The following is an 18048-nucleotide window of genomic DNA, read 5'->3' on the forward strand; positions in this document are numbered from 1 at the left end:
GCTGAAACCCCGGGGCTGCTGCGCAGCCCATCGCGACACAAGGCCGCTCCTACAGTGCCTGTGTACTCCTGAATCAGAAGTGTGAGCCAGCCACTTCCTGCGCCACCCCAAGAAAGGCAGCCGGCAAACGGGCCTGGCGACGCTCCTTCAGGCAATACAAATACTCATGCATCACCGGCGCATTCTCCAGCGCCAGCACCCGCAGCTCAGGGTTGTGCGGCACCTCATGGCGGGCAATCACGCTGATGCCGATGTTGCGCAGCACCGCCTCGCGAATCGACTCGCGGCTGCCGATTTCCAGCAAGGCGCCGGCTTTGACCCCGGCCTCCTGCATCATCTGTTCGGTTAGCTTGCGCGTGGTCGAGCCCTTCTCGCGCATCAGCAGGCAATGCCCGGCTACCCCCTCGATGGACACCGACTGGCGATGGGCCAATGGGTGGTTGCGGTGCACCGCCACCACCAGCGGATCAGTCCCCAGTACCCGCCGCACCAACCGCGCATCCTCCACCAGTTGCGAAGACGCGGCGATATCCACCCGGTAGTCTTCGAGCATTTCCAGCACCTGCTGCGAGTTGCCGATCTCCACCGCCACTTCTACCTGAGGCAGCCGTTCGCGGTAGATTTTCACCAGGTCAAGGATGTAGTAAGGCGCCGTGGCTGCGATGCGCAGGCTGCCCTGCGCCTGGCCGCTGTTGCGCAGCTCGAACTCGATGTCGGCCTCCTGCTGCAGCAGTGCCTTGACCATCGGCAACAGGCGCACGCCCTCCTCGCTCAGCACCAGGCGCCGACCGCCACGGTAGAACAGCTCCACGGCGTACTGGCCTTCCAGGTTGCGGATCTGCGTGGTTACCGTGGGCTGGCTGAGCCCAAGCTTCTTCGCCGCCAGGGTGATGCTGCCCAGACGGGCCACCATGTAAAAGGCTTTCAGCTCCGAACTCAGCATGCACGTCCTCTATTTGCGCAACAGGCGCAAGCCGTTGAACACCACCAGCAGGCTCACGCCCATGTCGGCGAACACCGCCATCCACATGGTCGCCATGCCAGCAAAGGTGATGGCCAGGAATATCGCCTTGATGCCCAACGCCAGAACGATGTTCTGCATGAGGATCGCCGCGCTTTGGCGCGACAGCCTGACGAAGGCCGGAATTTTCCGCAAGTCGTCGTCCATCAGCGCTACGTCGGCGGTCTCGATGGCGGTGTCGGTACCAGCGGCGGCCATGGCAAAACCGATCTCGGCGCGGGCCAGAGCTGGCGCGTCGTTGATACCATCACCGACCATGCCCACCCGGTGGCCTTCTGCGTACAAGGCCTCGATGGTTTTCAGCTTGTCGGCTGGCAGCAGGTTACCCTCGGCGCGGTCGATGCCCACCACAGCGGCGATGGCCTGGGCGGTATGCGGATTGTCACCGGTCAGCATGACAGTCTTGATACCCAGTTCATGCAGCTCGGCGATAGCCTGGCGGCTGCTGTCCTTCACGGTGTCGGCAACGGCAAACAGCGCCAATGGCCCGGAACGGTCGAGCAGCAGCACCACGGTCTTGCCCTGACGCTCCAGCGCATCCAGTTTGGCTTCCAGCGCTGGCGAGCACAGGCCCAGCTCTTCGACCAGGCGGTGGTTGCCCAAGTGGTAGACCTCACCGTCGATGGTGCCACGCACACCGCGCCCGGCCAGGGCGGCGAAGTCATCCACTTCACTTAGAGCCAGCCCTTGCGCCTTGCCGAACTGAGCGATAGAGCGGGACACCGGGTGGTCCGAGCGCTCGCCCAGGCTGGCGGCCAGGGCTTGAGCGCGGGCTTCGAACTGCGACGCCAGCACTTCGGCGTCAGTCTGTACCGGTTTGCCGTGGGTGATGGTGCCGGTCTTGTCCAGGGCCAGGAAGTCCAGGTGGCGGCCGCCCTCCAGATAGACGCCGCCCTTGATCAGGATGCCTTTGCGCGCGGCAGCCGCCAGTCCGCTGACGATGGTCACCGGGGTCGAGATCACCAATGCGCAGGGGCACGCAACCACCAGCAATACCAGAGCACGGTAGACCCAGTCGAACCAGGCACCGGCCATGAACAACGGCGGGATCACCGCCACGGCCAGGGCAATGGCGAACACCACCGGGGTGTAGATGCGCGAAAAACGGTCGACGAAGCGCTGGGTAGGTGCCCGCGCGCCTTGTGCCTCCTCCACGGCCTTGATGATCCGCGCCAGGGTAGACTGCCCGGCAGCAGCGGTAACGCGGAACTCCAATGCTCCCGCCTGGTTGATGGTACCGGCGAACAGTTTGTCGCCCACTGCCTTCTCTACAGGCAGGCTTTCACCGGTGATCGGTGCCTGATCGACGCTGGACTGCCCACTGGTCACTTCACCGTCCAGGCCGATGCGTTCGCCGGGGCGCACCCGCACCAACGCACCGATGGCCACTTCACGCACGTCCAGCTCGCGCCACAGGCCATCGGCCTGCTGCACCGTGGCCATGTCCGGGGCCAACTGCATCAACCCGCCGATGGCATTGCGCGCACGGTCCAGCGAGCGCGCTTCGATCAGCTCGGCAACCGTGAACAGCACCATCACCATGGCTGCTTCCGGCCACTGGCCGATCAGCACCGCACCGGTCACGGCAATGCTCATCAAGGCATTGATGTTGAGGTTGCGGTTTTTCAGGGCGATCCAACCCTTCTTGTAGGTACCCAGGCCGCAGCCGAGGATCGCCAACAGCGCCAGCCCCGCTACCACCCATTCCGGGGCCAGCGCAGCGAAGTGCACGATTTCGGCGGTAATCGCAGCAATACCCGACAGTGCCAGCGGCCACCAGCGGGTCTTGGCCGGTTGTGCCACGCTGGTGGTGCCGTCGTTCTCGGCAGCAATCGGCTCGGCCTTCATGCCCAGGCTGTCGATGGCCCGCTCGATTTCAGCCGTACCGTTCAAGGTATGGCGCACGCCAAGCACGCGGTTGATCAGGTTGAATTCCAGCTGCTCGATTCCGGCCAGCTTGCCCAGTTTGTCCTGGATCAGCGTCTGCTCGGTGGGGCAGTCCATGGCGTCGATGCGAAAACGGCTGAGCTGCGCCTGGGCACTGGCCGTTTCGCTCAGTTGCACCAGCGATGGCGCGGCTTTGGAGCCGCAGCAGCTGTGGCCGTGGGCAGCATGGCCGTGGTCGTCATCGCCATGGGCGTGATCGTGCGAGTGCTTGTGGTCGTGGCTGACAGGCTGGTTCATGGGGTCATCCTTAAAGTGAGCCTGTTGCCAAGTGAACACCCTGTAGCCACTATAGGGTCAAGCCTATTGCTGGAGATTCGTGATGAAAATCGGAGAACTGGCCAAAGCCACCGACTGTGCGGTGGAAACCATTCGCTACTACGAGCGGGAAAACCTGCTGCCGGAGCCTGCGCGCAGTGACGGCAACTACCGGCTGTATACCCAGGCTCACGTCGAGCGGCTGACCTTCATCCGTAACTGCCGCACCCTGGACATGACCCTGGACGAAATTCGCAGCCTGCTACGCCTACGCGACAGCCCGGATGACTCGTGCGGCAGTGTCAACGCGCTGATCGACGAGCATATCGAGCATGTGCAGGCGCGTATCGACGGTTTGGTGGCGTTGCAGGAACAGCTGGTAGAGCTGCGGCGGCGCTGCAATGCGCAAGGGAGTGAGTGCGCGATTTTGCAGCGATTGGAGACGAACGGGGCGGTATCGGTGCCGGATACCGAGCATTCGCATGTGGGGCGCAGCCACGGGCATTGAGATCGCCGGGGGCGCTTTGCGCCCCCCCGGCAATCTAGAAAATCACACCGCCATCGGCGCTGTCATCGGCGCATGGTGCTCATAACCTTCCAACCAGAAATCACTCGGTTCGATCTTCTCCAGCCACTCCGGCTCGTACTTACCCGTCTCGGCAAACGCCGGCACGCGGTCGCTGATCACCAGTTTCGGCGCCTCCAGCGGCTCGCGCTTGAGCTGCTCATGCAGCATGTCCAGGTGGTTTTCATACACATGGGCATCACCGATGAAGTAGGTGAACCAGCGCGGGGTGTAACCGGTCAGGCGGCCGAACAGCGACAGCAACGCCGCGCCTTCGGTGAGGTTGAACGGTGTGCCCAGGCCCAGGTCGTTGGAGCGGATGTAGAGGGTCAGGGAAATTTCCTTGGTCTCGACATTTGGGTGGAACTGGTACAGCAGGTGGCACGGCGGCAGGGCCATTTCGTCCAGCTGCGCGCAGTTCCAGCCGTGGAACAGGATGCGGCGGCTGCCCGGGTCGTTGGCGATGGTGTCCAGGCACTGGCGCACCTGGTCGATGGCCTTGTACAGGATGACGAAGGCGACGCCGTCCTCTTCGTCCTGGGCAATACGGCGGAAGCCTGCCTTTTCGGCCATTTCGATGGCGGCCGAGTTGCTCAGCGGGATGCGCTTGTAGCCTGGCCATTGGCGCCATTGCACGCCGTAGATCTCGCCCAGGTCGTCATGGCCCTGGCGGAACGGGTTGGCCAGCCACTGAGCGTTTTCGTTGGCGTTCTGGTCCCAGACCTTGCAGCCCAGCTCGCGGAATTCACCTGCGTTTTTCACGCCCCGCAGAAAACCGACCATTTCGCCGATTGCCGACTTGAACGCCAGTTTGCGCGTGGTGATGGCCGGAAAGCCCTTTTGCAGGTCGAAACGCAGCATGGCGCCCGGCAGGCTGATGGTGCGAATGCCGGTGCGGTTGCCCTGCATCGTGCCGTTTTCGATGACGTCGCGGACCAGGTCCAGATACTGTTTCATGGCTTACCTGTAGCAAAAACGGCAGGGGGATCGCCCCTGCCGTGGGATTAATCAGGCGGGTTTCGCCGTAGGCTTGCGATTATAAGCCCACCAGATCAGGCCAAGGCCAGCCAGGATCATCGGCACGCACAGAATCTGACCCATGGTCAGCCAGCCCCAGGCGATATAGCCCAGCTGGGCATCCGGCACCCGCACGAATTCGACGATGAAGCGGAAGATGCCGTAGAACAGCGCGAACATGCCCGATACCGCCATGGTCGGCCGCGGCTTGCGCGAGAACAGCCAGAGGATGACGAACAGTGCCACGCCCTCCAGAGCGAACTGGTACAGCTGCGACGGGTGGCGTGGCAGCTGGGCTGGGTCGCTGAACGGCGGGAAGATCATCGCCCATGGCACGTCGGTGGGTTTGCCCCACAGCTCGGCGTTGATGAAGTTGCCGATACGCCCGGCACCCAGGCCGATCGGCACCAGCGGGGCAACGAAGTCCATCAGTTCGAAGAACGACTTGTTGTTGCGCTTGCCGAACCACAAGGCCGCCAACATCACGCCGATGAAGCCACCGTGGAACGACATGCCGCCCTTCCACACCTCGAAGATCAGCGTCGGGTTGGCCAGGTAGGCGTGCAGGTCGTAGAACAGCACATAGCCCAGGCGCCCGCCGACAATCACACCCATCGACAGCCAGAACACCAGGTCGGAAAGCTTCTCGCGGCTCCAGGTGGGATCGAAGCGGTTCAGCCGGCGCGAGGCCAGCAGCCAGGCACCGCCGATGCCGATCAGGTACATCAGACCGTACCAATGGATTTTCAGCGGCCCGATGGCCAGGGCCACGGGGTCTATCTGCGGGTAAGGCAGCATGGAACTTCCTCTCGATTCAAATCAAAAAGCTGAGGCCGACACAGAACAGCAGCGCTGCGAACAGGCGTTTCAACAAACGGGGCGACAGCTTGTGCGCCAGACGCGCGCCAAAGCGGGCGAAAAACATGCTGGTCACGGCAATGCCGATCATCGCCGGCAGGTACACGTAACCCAGGCTATGGGCCGGCAGGTGCTCTTCGTGCCAACCCAGCAGCATGAAGCTCAGGGCACTGGCCAGGGCGATCGGCAGGCCACAGGCCGAGGACGTGGCCACCGCCTGCTGCATCGGCAGGCTGCGCCAGGTCAGGAACGGCACGGTCAGCGAACCACCGCCGATGCCGAAGATGGCCGAAGCCCAGCCGATCACCCCACCGGCCCCAACCAATGCAGGTTTACCGGGGATGCCACGGCTGGCCTTGGGTTTGAGGCCCAGTGCCATCTGCGCGGCGATGACCAGGGCAAACACACCGATGATCTTTTGCAGCAACGGGCCTTGGATCAACGAGGCGGTCTTGGCACCGACGCCGGCCCCCAGCAGGATGCCGAGGGTCATCCAGGCGAAAATCGGCCATTGCACGGCACCCTTGCGGTGGTGCTCGAGCACAGCGTTGATCGAAGTGAATACGATGGTTGCCAGTGACGTGCCGACTGCCAGATGGGTCAACACCGAGGCATCGAAGCCCTGCAAGGTGAAGCTGAACACCAGCACCGGCACGATGATGATGCCACCGCCCACGCCGAACAGCCCGGCCAGCACACCAGCACAGGCGCCCAACAGCAGATAGAGCACGAATTCCATTCGGCGTCCCCGAGAAATCAATCCGGCATGGTAACGGAAGCCGGGCTCGGGGCTCTAGTGAACTCTGTGACAGGATGGATCGGCCATGCTGCTGTGGGTACAGTGGCAGAAAACACAGAGGCCCAACCGATGTGCCTGATCGTATTTGCCTGGCGGCCGGGGCACGCCCTGCCGCTGATCGTGGCGGCCAACCGCGACGAATTCTATGCCCGCCCCACCCAGCCCCTGGCAGCCTGGGACGATGCGCCCGGCGTACACGCCGGGCGAGACCTGGAAGCCGGTGGTACCTGGCTGGGCGTGGGCCCACAGGGGCGCTTTGCCGCGCTGACCAACATCCGCGACCCGGGCCAGGCGCTGGGGCCACGCTCGCGGGGTGAGCTGGTGGCGGCGTACCTGCAGGGTGAAATGGGTGTCGAGGCTTACCTGGGCCAGGTGGCCAGCCGAAGTGGGCAGTATTCGGGGTTCAACCTGCTGGTGGGTGATGGCCAGCAGCTGGGATATCTGAATGCCCGGGAAGCCACGCCGCGCCTGCTGCATGCCGGGGTGTACGGGTTATCCAATGCCGGGCTGGATACGCCATGGCCGAAGCTGGTGAAGGCACGTAGCGGGCTGGAGGGCCTGCTGGAAGCGCCCGAGCCGCATCGGTTGCTGGCGTTGCTGGCAGATAACGAGCCTGCGGCTGAGGGTGACCTACCCGAGACGGGCGTGGGAGTAGCGACCGAGAAGTTGCTGTCGAGTGTGTTTATTGCCAGCCAGAATTATGGGACGCGGGCAAGTACGGTGCTGATTGTGGATGATCAGGGCAAAAGGCGACTGGTTGAGCGCAGCTTCGGGCCTTTTGGTGGGCACTTGGGGGAAGTTGAGCTTACGGTCTGAGGGCCATGGGGCCGCAAGGCGGCCCCCGAATTTCACAGGGTTTTATTGGCCCCAGGCCCAATCATCCGCGCCAACCCAAGGTTCTTCAGTGCCAACTGCAGCGAGCTGTGGATAACCTGCGGGTTGTCATGGCTCAGGGCCTCGGCCAGCAGTTCCGTGGCCTTGCTCATGTTCACCTGACGCAGCATCCACTTCACCTTCGGCAGGTTGGTGGCGTTCATCGACAGGCTGTCGAAGCCCATGGCCATCAACAGTATCGCCGCCGCTGGGTCACCGGCCATCTCACCACAGATGCTCACTGGCTTGCCTTCGCCATGGGCGTCGCGCACAACCGTGTTCAACGCCTGCAGCACCGCCGGGTGCAGGTAGTCGTAAAGGTCGGCGACCCTCGGGTTGTTGCGGTCAACCGCCAGCAGGTACTGGGTCAGGTCGTTGGAACCGACCGACAGGAAGTCCACCTGCCGCGCCAGTTCCTTGGTCTGGTACACCGCTGCCGGGATTTCCACCATCACACCCACCGGCGGCATCGGCACGTCGGTGCCTTCGTCACGCACTTCGCCCCAGGCGCGGTGAATCAGGTGCAGCGCCTCTTCCAGCTCGTGAATGCCGGAAATCATCGGTAGCAGGATGCGCAGGTTGTTCAGGCCCTCGCTGGCCTTGAGCATGGCGCGGGTTTGTACCAGGAAGATTTCCGGGTGGTCGAGGGTGACGCGGATGCCGCGCCAACCCAGGAAGGGGTTTTCTTCCTTGATCGGGAAGTACGACAGCGCCTTGTCACCCCCAATGTCGAGGGTACGCATGGTCACCGGCAGCGGGTGGAAGGCCGCCAGTTGCTCACGGTAAATGGCCAGCTGCTCTTTCTCGCTGGGGAAGCGCTGGTTGATCATGAACGGCACTTCAGTGCGGTACAGGCCGACCCCTTCGGCGCCGCGTTGCTGTGCACGGGCCACGTCGGCGAGCAGGCCAGTGTTGACCCACAGCGGCATGCGATGGCCATCGGGGGTAACGCATGGCAGTTCGCGCAGGGCATCCAGGCCCTGGGCCAGCTGACGCTCTTCCTCGACCACTTCGCTGTACTGCTTGCGCAGCACTTCGCTGGGGTTGGTGAACACCTCGCCCTTGTAACCGTCGACGATCAGTTCAATGCCATCGACTTTGGAGTACGGCAGGTCCACCAGGCCCATGACCGTGGGAATGCCCATGGCGCGAGCGAGGATGGCAACGTGAGAGTTGCCCGAACCCAGCACCGAGACCAGGCCTACCAGCTTGCCTTCCGGCACTTCACCGAGCATGGCCGGCGTCAGCTCTTCACTGACCAGGATGGTGTTGTCGGCATACACCAGCGATTGCGAGCGGGCTTCCTGCAGGTAGGCCAGCAGGCGCCGGCCAAGGTCCTTGACGTCGGAGGCGCGCTCGCGCAGGTAGTCATCGTCCATCAGCTCGAAGCGGTTGACGTGCTCGCCAACCACCTGGCGCAGCGCGCCCTGAGCCCATTGGCCGGTCTTGATGACCTCGGTCACCTCACCGCCCAGGGCTGCGTCTTCAAGCATCATCAGGTACACATCGAACAGCGCGCGCTCTTCCGGGCGCAGCTGGGTGGCCAGCTTGGCCGACAGCTTGCGCATGTCGTCGCGCACGCCTTCAAGGGCGTTCTGGAACAGCTTCAGTTCAGCGTCGATGTCATCGACAGTCTTGTCCGGCACCACTTCCAGGTCGGCCGGCGGCAACATCACCACCGCGCGCCCCACGGCAGCGCCAGGCGAGCCAGGCACACCCACGAAGCGCGCTTCCTGAATACCCTTGCCCTGGCGACCCAGGCCACGGATCGAGCCCGTGGCTTCGGCATGGGCGATTACCCCGGCGAGCTGGGCGCTCATGGTGACCAGGAAGGCTTCCTCGCCCTCGTCGAACTGGCGGCGCTCCTTTTGCTGAATGACCAATACCCCGACCACACGGCGGTGGTGGATGATCGGTGCACCCAGGAAGGAGGCGAATTTCTCTTCGCCGGTTTCGGCAAAGTAGCGGTAACGCGGGTGGTCGGCGGCGTTTTCCAGGTTCAGCGGCTCTTCCCGGGTACCCACCAGGCCAACCAGGCCTTCGTTGGGGGCCATGCTGACCTTGCCGATGGAGCGCTTGTTCAGGCCTTCGGTAGCCATCAGCACGAAGCGGTTGGTTTCCGGGTCGAGCAGGTAGACCGAGCAGACTTGGCTGCCCATGGCTTCCTTGACGCGCAAGACAATGATCCCCAACGCCGACTTGAGATCTTTGGCGGAGTTTACTTCCTGGACGATCTTGCGCAGCGTATTGAGCATGGCTCGGGGTCGAACTCCGTCGTCAGTCGCGCGTCAGTAGACGCGGTGCTAGCTCTTTCAGGGCGCGTCGGTACACCTCGCGCTTGAATGTCACAACCTGGCCCAGCGGATACCAATAGCTCACCCAGCGCCAGCCGTCGAATTCCGGCTTGCCGGTCAGGTCCATCCGCACCCGTTGTTCGTTGCTGACCAGGCGCAGCAGGAACCACTTCTGCTTCTGGCCGATGCACAGCGGCTGGCTGTGGGTACGTACCAGTCGCTGCGGTAAACGATAACGCAACCAGCCACGGGTGCAGGCAAGAATTTCCACATCGTCGCGTTCAAGGCCAACTTCTTCGTTCAGCTCGCGGTACAGGGCATCTTCAGGCGTCTCGTCAGGGTTGATACCACCCTGGGGGAACTGCCAGGCATCCTGGTTGATCCGTCGAGCCCATAGCACCTGCCCGGCATCATTCGTAAGAATGATCCCGACATTGGGGCGAAAACCATCCGGGTCGATCACGGCAGCAACCTCGCAAACGCATGTCCCCGCATTGTTCCACAAAGCTTGCGAGCGCAGCAACGCGCCCGCCAAGCTTATGTGCAGCAGCGTGAAAACTCCGTATTCTGCGGGCCTACCCTGTGGCTGATGCGAGTGACCGCGATGCGCCTGGCTTTATTCGACCTGGACAATACCCTCCTCGGTGGCGACAGCGACCATGCCTGGGGTGACTACCTTTGCGAGCGTGGCATCCTCGACCCACTCGCCTACAAGCAACGCAACGATGGTTTCTACCAGGACTACCTCAACGGCACCCTGGACCTGCAGGCCTACCTGGCCTTTTCCATGGAGATCCTGGCGGCAACGCCCGTGGCCCAGCTCGACGAATGGCACCGCGACTTCATGCGCGACTGCATCGAACCGATCATCCTGCCCAAGGCCCTGGCCCTGCTGCAGCAGCACCGCGAGGCGGGCGACCAGTTGGTGATCATTACCGCTACCAACCGCTTCGTCACCGCGCCAATTGCACGGCGTCTTGGCATTCGCGTGCTGCTGGCAACCGAGTGCGAGATGCGCGACGGTCGCTATACCGGGCGTAGTACCGATATACCGTGTTTCCGTGAAGGCAAGGTGACGCGGCTGGACCGCTGGATGCTGGAGAACGGCTTTGATCTCGAGGACAGCTACTTCTATAGCGACTCGATGAATGACCTGCCGCTATTGCAGCGGGTGACGCATGCGGTGGCGGTGGACCCGGACCCGAACTTGCGGGCCGAGGCCGAGAAGCGCGGGTGGCCGGTGGTTTCGCTGAGGGATTGAGATTACAGGGATTCGCGCTCCCCTGTGGGATCGGCCTTGCGTCGCGATGGAGGGCGAAGCCCTCCTCTGGCCTCAAACTGGCTTGGCACCCATCAGCCCGGCAATGGACAGGAAGCACACCCCGCTGAACACCGCCAGCGCCAGGGTAAACCGCAGCCCTACCACTTCGGCCTTGCGCAGCCGGTTCAGCCGTACCAGCAGCCACCACACGGCAAACGCGCCAAAGGTATAGATGACGCTGGACGCCAGCACCCAGGTCTGCCCCAGCGGCCAGCCCACCAGATGCACCAGCCACCAACCGGTAAGCGGCATGCTCACCAGGCACAGGCCCATCACCAGCCAGACAAATACCAACGGCCGGCGCAGCAGCTTTGCATAGGCCTCGGCATCACCTTGACGGCGCGCACGCACGGTCCAGGCCGCCAAGCCCAAGGCGCCCAAAAGCAGCAGTGCGGTGGCAATGATGTGCAAGGTCTTGAGGGTGGTCAGGTGTTCCATGTCTTCACATCCTTGAGCGATAAGCCAAGCTTAGCCGCTCAGCCCAGGAACAGCTTGTAAGCGGGGTTTTCGGTCTCGTCCCAGTACGGGTAGCCGATCTTGGCCAGCGCCGCCGGTACCAGGTGGCGCTCATCCTCCGGCACCTGCAGGCCTGCCACCACACGCCCGTCAGCTGCGCCATGGTTGCGGTAGTGGAACATCGAGATGTTCCAGCGCCCGCCCAACTTGTTGAGGAAGTTGAACAGCGCCCCTGGCCGCTCGGGAAACTCGAAGCGCAGTACCATTTCGTCACTGGCACCGGCCGAATGGCCACCCACCATATGGCGGATATGCAACTTGGCAAGCTCGTTGTCGGTCAGGTCGGTAACTGGGAAGCCCTGCTCGGTCAGTTGCTGCACCAGCGCTGCACGCGGGTCGTTTTCCGGGTGGGTCTGCACGCCCACGAAGATATGCGCTTCGTCCGAGGTGTGCTTGCGGTAGTTGAACTCGGTGATCTGGCGCTTGCCAATGGCCTCGCAGAAGGCCTTGAAGCTGCCCGGTCGCTCGGGAATGGTCACGGCGATGATCGCCTCACGCTTTTCACCCAACTCGGCACGCTCGGCCACATGGCGCAGGCGGTCGAAGTTGACGTTGGCACCAGAGTCGATAGCCACCAGCGTCTGCCCGGTCACGCCATACAGCTCGACGTACTTCTTGATGCCCGCAACGCCCAAGGCGCCGGCAGGTTCGGTGATCGAGCGGGTATCGTCGTAGATATCCTTGATTGCTGCGCAAATCTCGTCTGTGCTGACGGTGACGACTTCGTCCACATGGTGGCGGCAGATATCGAAGGTGTGCTGGCCAATCTGGGCCACCGCCACACCGTCGGCGAACAGCCCGACCTGCGGCAGCACCACGCGCTCACCGGCGGCCATGGCCGCCTGTAGGCAGTTGGAGTCGTCCGGCTCGACGCCGATTACCTTGATTTCCGGGCGCAGGTACTTCACGTAGGCGGCAATACCGGCGATCAGGCCACCGCCACCCACCGGCACGAAGATCGCGTCCAGCTGGCCAGGGTGCTGGCGCAGGATTTCCATGGCCACGGTGCCCTGACCGGCGATGGTGTGCGGGTCGTCGTAAGGGTGAACATAGACAAAGCCCTTTTCGTCGACCAGTTTCAGCGAATAGGCCAGCGCCTCGGGGAACGAGTCGCCATGCAACACCACCTTGCCGCCCCGTGAGCGCACGCCCTCGACCTTGATTTCCGGGGTGGTCTTGGGCATCACGATGGTGGCCTTGATGCCCATTTCGCGCGCAGCCAGGGCCAGGCCCTGGGCGTGGTTGCCGGCCGAGGCGGTGACCACGCCACGGGCCAGTTCCTCTGGGCTCAGCTGGGCCAGCTTGTTGTACGCCCCGCGGATCTTGAACGAGAACACCGGCTGCAGGTCTTCGCGCTTGAGCAAAATCTGGTTGCCCAGCCGCTTGCTCAGTTGCCCGGCGCTCTGCAACGGGGTTTCGACGGCAACGTCATAGACGCGCGAGGTGAGGATCTTCTTGACGTACTGTTCGAGCATCGGGAATGCATCACTGGGCCGCGGGACAAGGGCTGGAAGTCTACCCCAGCGCTACGTCGGGCGACCACAGCAAAGCCGTGCGAGCCGTTATACTAGGCAACTTTGAAACCGCCCTGCCCCTTTCGGAGCCCGCATGACCCAGGACCAACTCAAACAGGCCGTCGCCCAGGCCGCTGTCGACTTCATTCTGCCCAAGCTGGATGAAAAGAGCGTTGTCGGCGTCGGTACCGGTTCGACCGCCAACTTCTTCATCGACGCCCTGGCTCAGCACAAGACCGCCTTCGACGGCGCAGTCGCCAGCTCCGAAGCCACTGCCCAGCGCCTGAAGGGCCATGGCATCCCGGTGTACGAGCTGAACAGCGTCAGCGAGCTTGAGTTCTACGTGGACGGCGCCGACGAAAGCGACGCGCACCTGAACCTGATCAAGGGCGGCGGCGCAGCCCTGACCCGCGAGAAGATCGTCGCGGCCGTGGCCAAGACCTTCATCTGCATCGCCGACGGCAGCAAGCTGGTGCCCGTGCTGGGCGCCTTCCCGCTGCCGGTTGAAGTGATCCCGATGGCCCGCAGCCACGTGGCGCGCCAGCTGGTCAAGCTGGGCGGCGACCCGGTGTACCGCGAAGGCGTGGTCACCGACAACGGCAACGTGATCCTCGACGTGCACAACCTGCAGATCACCAACCCGGTGGAGCTGGAAGCGCAGATCAACGCCATCGTTGGCGTGGTCACCAACGGCCTGTTCGCGGCGCGGCCGGCGGACCTGCTGCTGCTGGGCACCTCTGAAGGTGTGAAGAGCCTGAAGGCCGAGTAAGCTTCGGCGGGGGCTTTGCCCTCGTATCGCGACACAAGGCCGCTCCTACAGGGGTACGCCATCTCCTGTAGGAGCGGCCTTGTGTCGCGATGGGCTGCAAAGCAGCCCCACCTGCTCACTCCGTTACCTGCTTGAACACATAAAACAGGTTCGGCTCACTGACCAGGTAAATGGTCCCCACCTCATCCATCGCAATCCCCTCCGCCTGCGGCACCGTCGCCTGCAACCCCTGCGACCCCTTGCGCAGCGACAAGGTACTCAGCGGCCTGCCTTCTACATCCAGCTCCAGCACCAGCCGCGACTCGTCCGACAGCGCCAGCAAGTGCCCGCTGCGCTCATCGAACTGCAAACTCGACAGGTCCCTTACAAACAGCCGTGAATCGCGCTTGCGGTCCTGTACCACATGCACGGCGTAGGGCTTTTCCGGGTTGTCATGCGGGAAGCCATGCACCTCATAGATCAGCATCGGGTCGCGCTCCTTGGCCACGAACAGCCGCTTGCCCGCCGAATCGTATGCCAGGCCCTCGAATCCCTTGTTGCCGTTCAGGCCAATGCCCAGGCTGAGCTGTTCGGCGTCACCGGCATCGAGGAACATCGTGTCGTCTTCCAGCCTTACGCGAATCAGCCGTTGCTGACGCTCGTCGGTAATCACATAACTGTTTGGCCCAACGTACTCCACAGCCTCCGGGTCGCCGAAGCCGGTCAGCGGCACGCGGCGCAGGATGCGGCCGTCCAGCGACAGCTCGATCAGCTCCGAACGGGCATTGGTGACGGTGAAAAGGGTTTTGCGGTCGGGGTCGTAGGTTAGCGCCGAAATGTCATCATCCAGCCCTTCGACCGGCTGCGCCTCCAGCACTACCCGGTAGCGGTCCAGGCCAATGCTCCGCTCGGCAGGGTGCCACCAGGTCTTCAGGTTGAACCAGCCACGCTCGAACAGGCGAAACTCCTGCCCGGCCCAGCCAAGCATGAGCAGGCCAAGGGCAACCAGAACAAGGAACAGGCGAACAAAACGGCGCATAAAGCAGACTCGACACAGGGGTGGCGAATCTAATCATTAATGGCTGAAACGAAGCTTAATGCCAGCATCAGGCAAATCTGATGGTGTTGTCAGTTCTTCTTGAAGCGATAGAACAGCGCCGGCTCGCTGACCATGTACAGGTTGCCCTTATCGTCCATGGCCACCCCTTCAGCCCGCGGGATGGTGTCTTCAAGCCCGTTGAAGCCGCCCAGCAGGGTCATGAAACTGACTTGCTGGCCCTGCTCGTCCAGCTCCAGCAGCATGTTGGAATCGGCCGACAGCACCAGCAAGTGGCCGGTGCGTGGGTCAACGCCCAGGGCAGAGAGGTTGCGCAAGTCGAGCTCTTCGCTGGGCAGCGGCTGCTTCTCACCCTGGAGCGGGCTGCGACCATCGGTGTTCCAGGTGTACAGCTTGGGTGGGCGCTCCTCGCCGATGATCAAGCGCTGACGCAGCGGGTCCCAGGCGATGGCCTCGAAACCCTTGTTGCTTTTCACCGACTGGCCCAGGTCGTGGCTCTGGAAGTCGCCGTGGTTCAGTGCCGTGGTCTGCGCGTCCACCTTGACCACGGTCAGGTCGTGCAGACGCTCGTCGGTAATGGCCAGGTTGCCGTCTTCCAGCACGGCGACACCCTCCGGGTTGCTCCAGCCGTTGAGCGGGATCTTGCGCAGAACATCGCCCTCCAGGCTCAACTCGACCAGGATCGGGTTCTTGCCCATGACCGCGAACAGGGTACGGGTATGCGGGTTGAAGGCCACGTCCGAGGCTTCGTCATCGTCCATGCCCGGTAGCGGTTTGGCGTCGATGTCCACCTGATAGTCCGGCAGCCACACGCTTTCGCTGCGCTCGGCGGTGCTTTCGAAGCTCTCCTTTACCCACAGCGCACCACGGTCATCCCAGTGCATGGCTACCGATACGCCATAACCGATCACCGCCGCCACAGCCAGGCCGAAGGGCCAGCGCAGAAAGAAGCGACGCTTGGGTGTTGCCGGGGCGGAGGGTGATGGCATGCGCGGTTCCTGGGAAATGGGCGTGGGTGCGCGCATTATCCTGATCGGGTGTGAAAAATCGGTAAACAGGTCCGGCCTCTTCGCGGGTAAACCCGCTCCCACAGGTACTGCACAGCTCTCAAGCCTTGTGCAGTACCTGTGGGAGCCGGTTTACCCGCAAAGAAGGCAACACGGTTTCGAGTCAGAACACTCGGCTTTCGAAGCGGCTGACACCCGGCAGCTCCAGCACCAGCTCGTCACCGACATTGAACGGCCCCACACCCGCCGGGGTACCGGTGAGGATCACATCCCCCGCCTGCAGCGAAAAATGCGCCGCCATGTACTGGATCATCGGCACGATCGGGTTCAGCATCATCGCGCTGTTGCCGTCCTGACGCACTTCGCCGTTGACGGTCAGGCGCACCGGGATGTCGGTGACATCCTCGAAACTGGCGGCCGAGACGAACGGCGGCAGTACGCAGGCCCCGTCAAAGCACTTGGCCAGTTCCCACGGCAGGCCCTTCTCTTTCAGTTTGGCCTGCACGTCGCGCAGGGTCAGGTCCAGCGCCGGGGCGTAGCCGGAAATGGCATCCAGCACCTCTTCCTCGCTCGGGTGGGCCGACAGCGGCTTGCCCAGCAGCACGGCAATTTCGGCCTCGTAGTGCACCGAACCCCGCTCGGCCGGGATCTTGAAGCCGCCTTCGGCCGGCACCACACAGCTGCCTGGCTTGATGAACAGCAGCGGTTCGGTGGGGATCGGGTTGTCCAGTTCCTTGGCATGCTCGGCATAGTTACGGCCGATGCACACCACCTTGCCCAGCGGGAAGTGAATGCGCGTGCCGTCTACGTACTGGTGCTGGTAACTCATGGCCGACTCCTCTACTGCTTTTTATACGGGAGCGAAGATCTTACCCGGATTCATGATGCCGTTAGGGTCGAACACGGCCTTTATTGCCTTCATGCAGGCGATTTCTTCCGCCGAGCGGCTGTAGCCCAGGTAGTCGCGCTTGGTCATACCCACGCCATGCTCGGCGGAGATCGAGCCGTTGTAGCGTTTGACGATATCGAACACCCACTTGTTGACCTTGGTGCACGAGGCGAAGAAGTCGTCTTTGCTCATGTGCTCGGGCTTGAGGATGTTCAGGTGCAGGTTGCCGTCGCCGATATGGCCGTACCACACCACTTCATAATCGGGGTAATGCTCCGCGACGATGGCGTCGATATCGCGCAGGAACGCGGGCACTTTCGACACGGTGACGGAAATGTCGTTCTTGTACGGGGTCCAGTGCGAGATGGTTTCAGACAGGTACTCGCGCAGCTTCCACAGGTTTTTCAGCTGGGTTTCGCTCTGGCTCATCACCCCGTCCAGCACCCAACCCTGCTCGACGCAGTGCTCAAAGGTGGCCAAGGCTTCGTTGGCCACCGCTTCGGTGCTGGCCTCGAACTCCAGCAGTGCGTAGAACGGGCAATCGGTCTCGAACGGCGCCGGCACGTCACCGCGTGCCAGGATCTTGGCCAAGCCCTTGTCTGAGAAGAACTCGAAGGCGGTCAGGTCCAGCTTGCCCTGGAAGGCGTGCAGCACCGGCATGATCGAGTCGAAGTCCGGTGTACCCAGCACCATCGCGGTAAGGTTGCGCGGCGCCCGGTCCAGGCGCATGGTGGCCTCGACCACGAAACCCAACGTGCCTTCGGCACCGATGAACAGCTGGCGCAGGTCGTAGCCGGTGGCGTTCTTGATCAGGTCTTTGTTCAGTTCCAGCAACTCGCCCTTGCCGGTGACCACTTTCAGCCCTGCGACCCAATTGCGGGTCATGCCGTAGCGAATCACCTTGATCCCGCCGGCATTGGTGCCGATGTTGCCGCCAACCTGGCTAGAACCGCTGGAAGCGAAGTCCACCGGGTAATACAGGCCCTGCTCTTCGGCGTAGGCCTGCAATTGCCGGGTGATGACCCCTGGCTGGCAGACCACGGTGCGGTCGAAGGCATTGAAGCCGAGAATCTGGTTCATGTAATCGAAGGAAACGACAACCTCGCCATTGGCCGCCACAGCGCCGGCAGAAAGCCCAGTGCGCCCGCCAGACGGCACCAGCGCCACCTGGTGCGCATTGGCCCAGCGCACAATGGCCTGCACCTGCTCGACCGTCTTGGGAAAGACGATGGCGCTGGGCGCCGGCGGATAATGCTTGGTCCAGTCCTTGCCATAGGCTTCGAGGGAAGCCGCGTCGGTCAGGACCTTGCCAGGGTCGACAAGGGTCATCAGTTCTTCAATAACAGCGGGGTGGGTCATCGCTGGAA

The 18048-nt window shown here is 62.9% G+C and carries 17 protein-coding genes; 4 read left to right on the forward strand and 13 right to left on the reverse strand.

The window, feature by feature from the left end; translation table 11 throughout:
* Window positions 1–73: 73 nt before the first annotated feature.
* Together DM807_RS08365 and DM807_RS08370 are read right to left on the reverse strand one after the other, a co-directional pair.
* A complete protein-coding gene (locus DM807_RS08365; RefSeq protein ID WP_012274687.1) occupies window positions 74–943 on the reverse strand; it encodes a LysR family transcriptional regulator in 870 nt (289 codons plus the stop codon).
* Window positions 944–952: 9 nt separating this feature from the next.
* On the reverse strand, window positions 953–3205 hold the full coding sequence (locus tag DM807_RS08370; protein ID WP_179027263.1) for a heavy metal translocating P-type ATPase: 2253 nt from the start codon (window positions 3203–3205) through the stop codon (window positions 953–955).
* 82 nt (window positions 3206–3287) lie between these two features.
* On the opposite strand from DM807_RS08370, the gene cadR reads away from it, so the two are divergent.
* Entirely contained in the window at window positions 3288–3731 is a 444-nt protein-coding gene (cadR, locus tag DM807_RS08375; protein ID WP_012274689.1) for a cadmium resistance transcriptional regulator CadR, read from the forward strand.
* A 42-nt stretch (window positions 3732–3773) separates the two neighbouring features.
* Here the strand turns inward: cadR and DM807_RS08380 are convergent, their stop codons facing one another.
* From DM807_RS08380 to DM807_RS08390, 3 genes are read right to left on the reverse strand one after another with little or no spacing between them, the layout of a single operon-like run.
* Window positions 3774–4745 carry a thymidylate synthase gene (locus tag DM807_RS08380; RefSeq protein WP_012274690.1) on the reverse strand — a complete coding sequence of 324 codons (972 nt, stop codon included), beginning with the start codon at window positions 4743–4745 and terminating at the stop codon, window positions 3774–3776.
* A 51-nt stretch (window positions 4746–4796) separates the two neighbouring features.
* Window positions 4797–5603, reverse strand: a complete 807-nt coding sequence (gene lgt / locus DM807_RS08385; RefSeq protein WP_003249027.1) for a prolipoprotein diacylglyceryl transferase — start codon at window positions 5601–5603, stop codon at window positions 4797–4799.
* Window positions 5604–5619: 16 nt separating this feature from the next.
* Window positions 5620–6402: a sulfite exporter TauE/SafE family protein gene (locus DM807_RS08390; RefSeq protein WP_012274691.1), complete on the reverse strand. Its 783-nt coding sequence runs from the start codon at window positions 6400–6402 to the stop codon at window positions 5620–5622.
* 129 nt (window positions 6403–6531) lie between these two features.
* Here DM807_RS08390 and DM807_RS08395 point away from each other — a divergent pair, with 129 nt between their 5' ends.
* Window positions 6532–7278 carry an NRDE family protein gene (locus DM807_RS08395; RefSeq protein ID WP_071984744.1) on the forward strand — a complete coding sequence of 249 codons (747 nt, stop codon included), beginning with the start codon at window positions 6532–6534 and terminating at the stop codon, window positions 7276–7278.
* 32 nt (window positions 7279–7310) lie between these two features.
* Here DM807_RS08395 and ptsP read toward each other — a convergent pair whose 3' ends face one another.
* Window positions 7311–9590: a phosphoenolpyruvate--protein phosphotransferase gene (gene ptsP / locus DM807_RS08400; RefSeq protein WP_012274693.1), complete on the reverse strand. Its 2280-nt coding sequence runs from the start codon at window positions 9588–9590 to the stop codon at window positions 7311–7313.
* Between the two features lie 22 nt (window positions 9591–9612).
* Window positions 9613–10092 carry an RNA pyrophosphohydrolase gene (locus DM807_RS08405; protein WP_003249017.1) on the reverse strand — a complete coding sequence of 160 codons (480 nt, stop codon included), beginning with the start codon at window positions 10090–10092 and terminating at the stop codon, window positions 9613–9615.
* A gap of 141 nt (window positions 10093–10233) precedes the next feature.
* Between DM807_RS08405 and DM807_RS08410 the strand changes: the two genes are divergently transcribed.
* Window positions 10234–10890: a histidinol-phosphatase gene (locus DM807_RS08410; protein WP_060514455.1), complete on the forward strand. Its 657-nt coding sequence runs from the start codon at window positions 10234–10236 to the stop codon at window positions 10888–10890.
* A gap of 72 nt (window positions 10891–10962) precedes the next feature.
* Here DM807_RS08410 and DM807_RS08415 read toward each other — a convergent pair whose 3' ends face one another.
* Both DM807_RS08415 and ilvA read right to left on the reverse strand, forming a co-directional pair.
* Entirely contained in the window at window positions 10963–11388 is a 426-nt protein-coding gene (locus tag DM807_RS08415; RefSeq protein WP_012274695.1) for a DUF2269 domain-containing protein, read from the reverse strand.
* Window positions 11389–11426: 38 nt separating this feature from the next.
* Window positions 11427–12941 carry a threonine ammonia-lyase, biosynthetic gene (ilvA, locus tag DM807_RS08420; RefSeq protein ID WP_012274696.1) on the reverse strand — a complete coding sequence of 505 codons (1515 nt, stop codon included), beginning with the start codon at window positions 12939–12941 and terminating at the stop codon, window positions 11427–11429.
* A gap of 133 nt (window positions 12942–13074) precedes the next feature.
* Here ilvA and rpiA point away from each other — a divergent pair, with 133 nt between their 5' ends.
* Entirely contained in the window at window positions 13075–13749 is a 675-nt protein-coding gene (rpiA, locus tag DM807_RS08425) for a ribose-5-phosphate isomerase RpiA (RefSeq protein ID WP_012274697.1), read from the forward strand.
* Window positions 13750–13864: 115 nt separating this feature from the next.
* On the opposite strand, the gene DM807_RS08430 is transcribed toward rpiA, so the two are convergent.
* From DM807_RS08430 to DM807_RS08445, 4 genes are all read right to left on the reverse strand, one after another.
* Window positions 13865–14767: an SdiA-regulated domain-containing protein gene (locus DM807_RS08430; protein WP_060493811.1), complete on the reverse strand. Its 903-nt coding sequence runs from the start codon at window positions 14765–14767 to the stop codon at window positions 13865–13867.
* Between the two features lie 89 nt (window positions 14768–14856).
* Complete coding sequence (locus tag DM807_RS08435) at window positions 14857–15774, reverse strand: SdiA-regulated domain-containing protein (protein WP_012274699.1); 918 nt, start codon at window positions 15772–15774, stop codon at window positions 14857–14859.
* Between the two features lie 181 nt (window positions 15775–15955).
* On the reverse strand, window positions 15956–16621 hold the full coding sequence (locus tag DM807_RS08440) for a fumarylacetoacetate hydrolase family protein (protein ID WP_012274700.1): 666 nt from the start codon (window positions 16619–16621) through the stop codon (window positions 15956–15958).
* Window positions 16622–16642: 21 nt separating this feature from the next.
* On the reverse strand, window positions 16643–18040 hold the full coding sequence (locus tag DM807_RS08445; protein WP_069942983.1) for an FAD-binding oxidoreductase: 1398 nt from the start codon (window positions 18038–18040) through the stop codon (window positions 16643–16645).
* Window positions 18041–18048 lie beyond the last annotated feature (8 nt).

The organism is Pseudomonas hunanensis, assembly GCF_013393325.1.
Classification (GTDB): domain Bacteria; phylum Pseudomonadota; class Gammaproteobacteria; order Pseudomonadales; family Pseudomonadaceae; genus Aquipseudomonas; species Aquipseudomonas putida_P.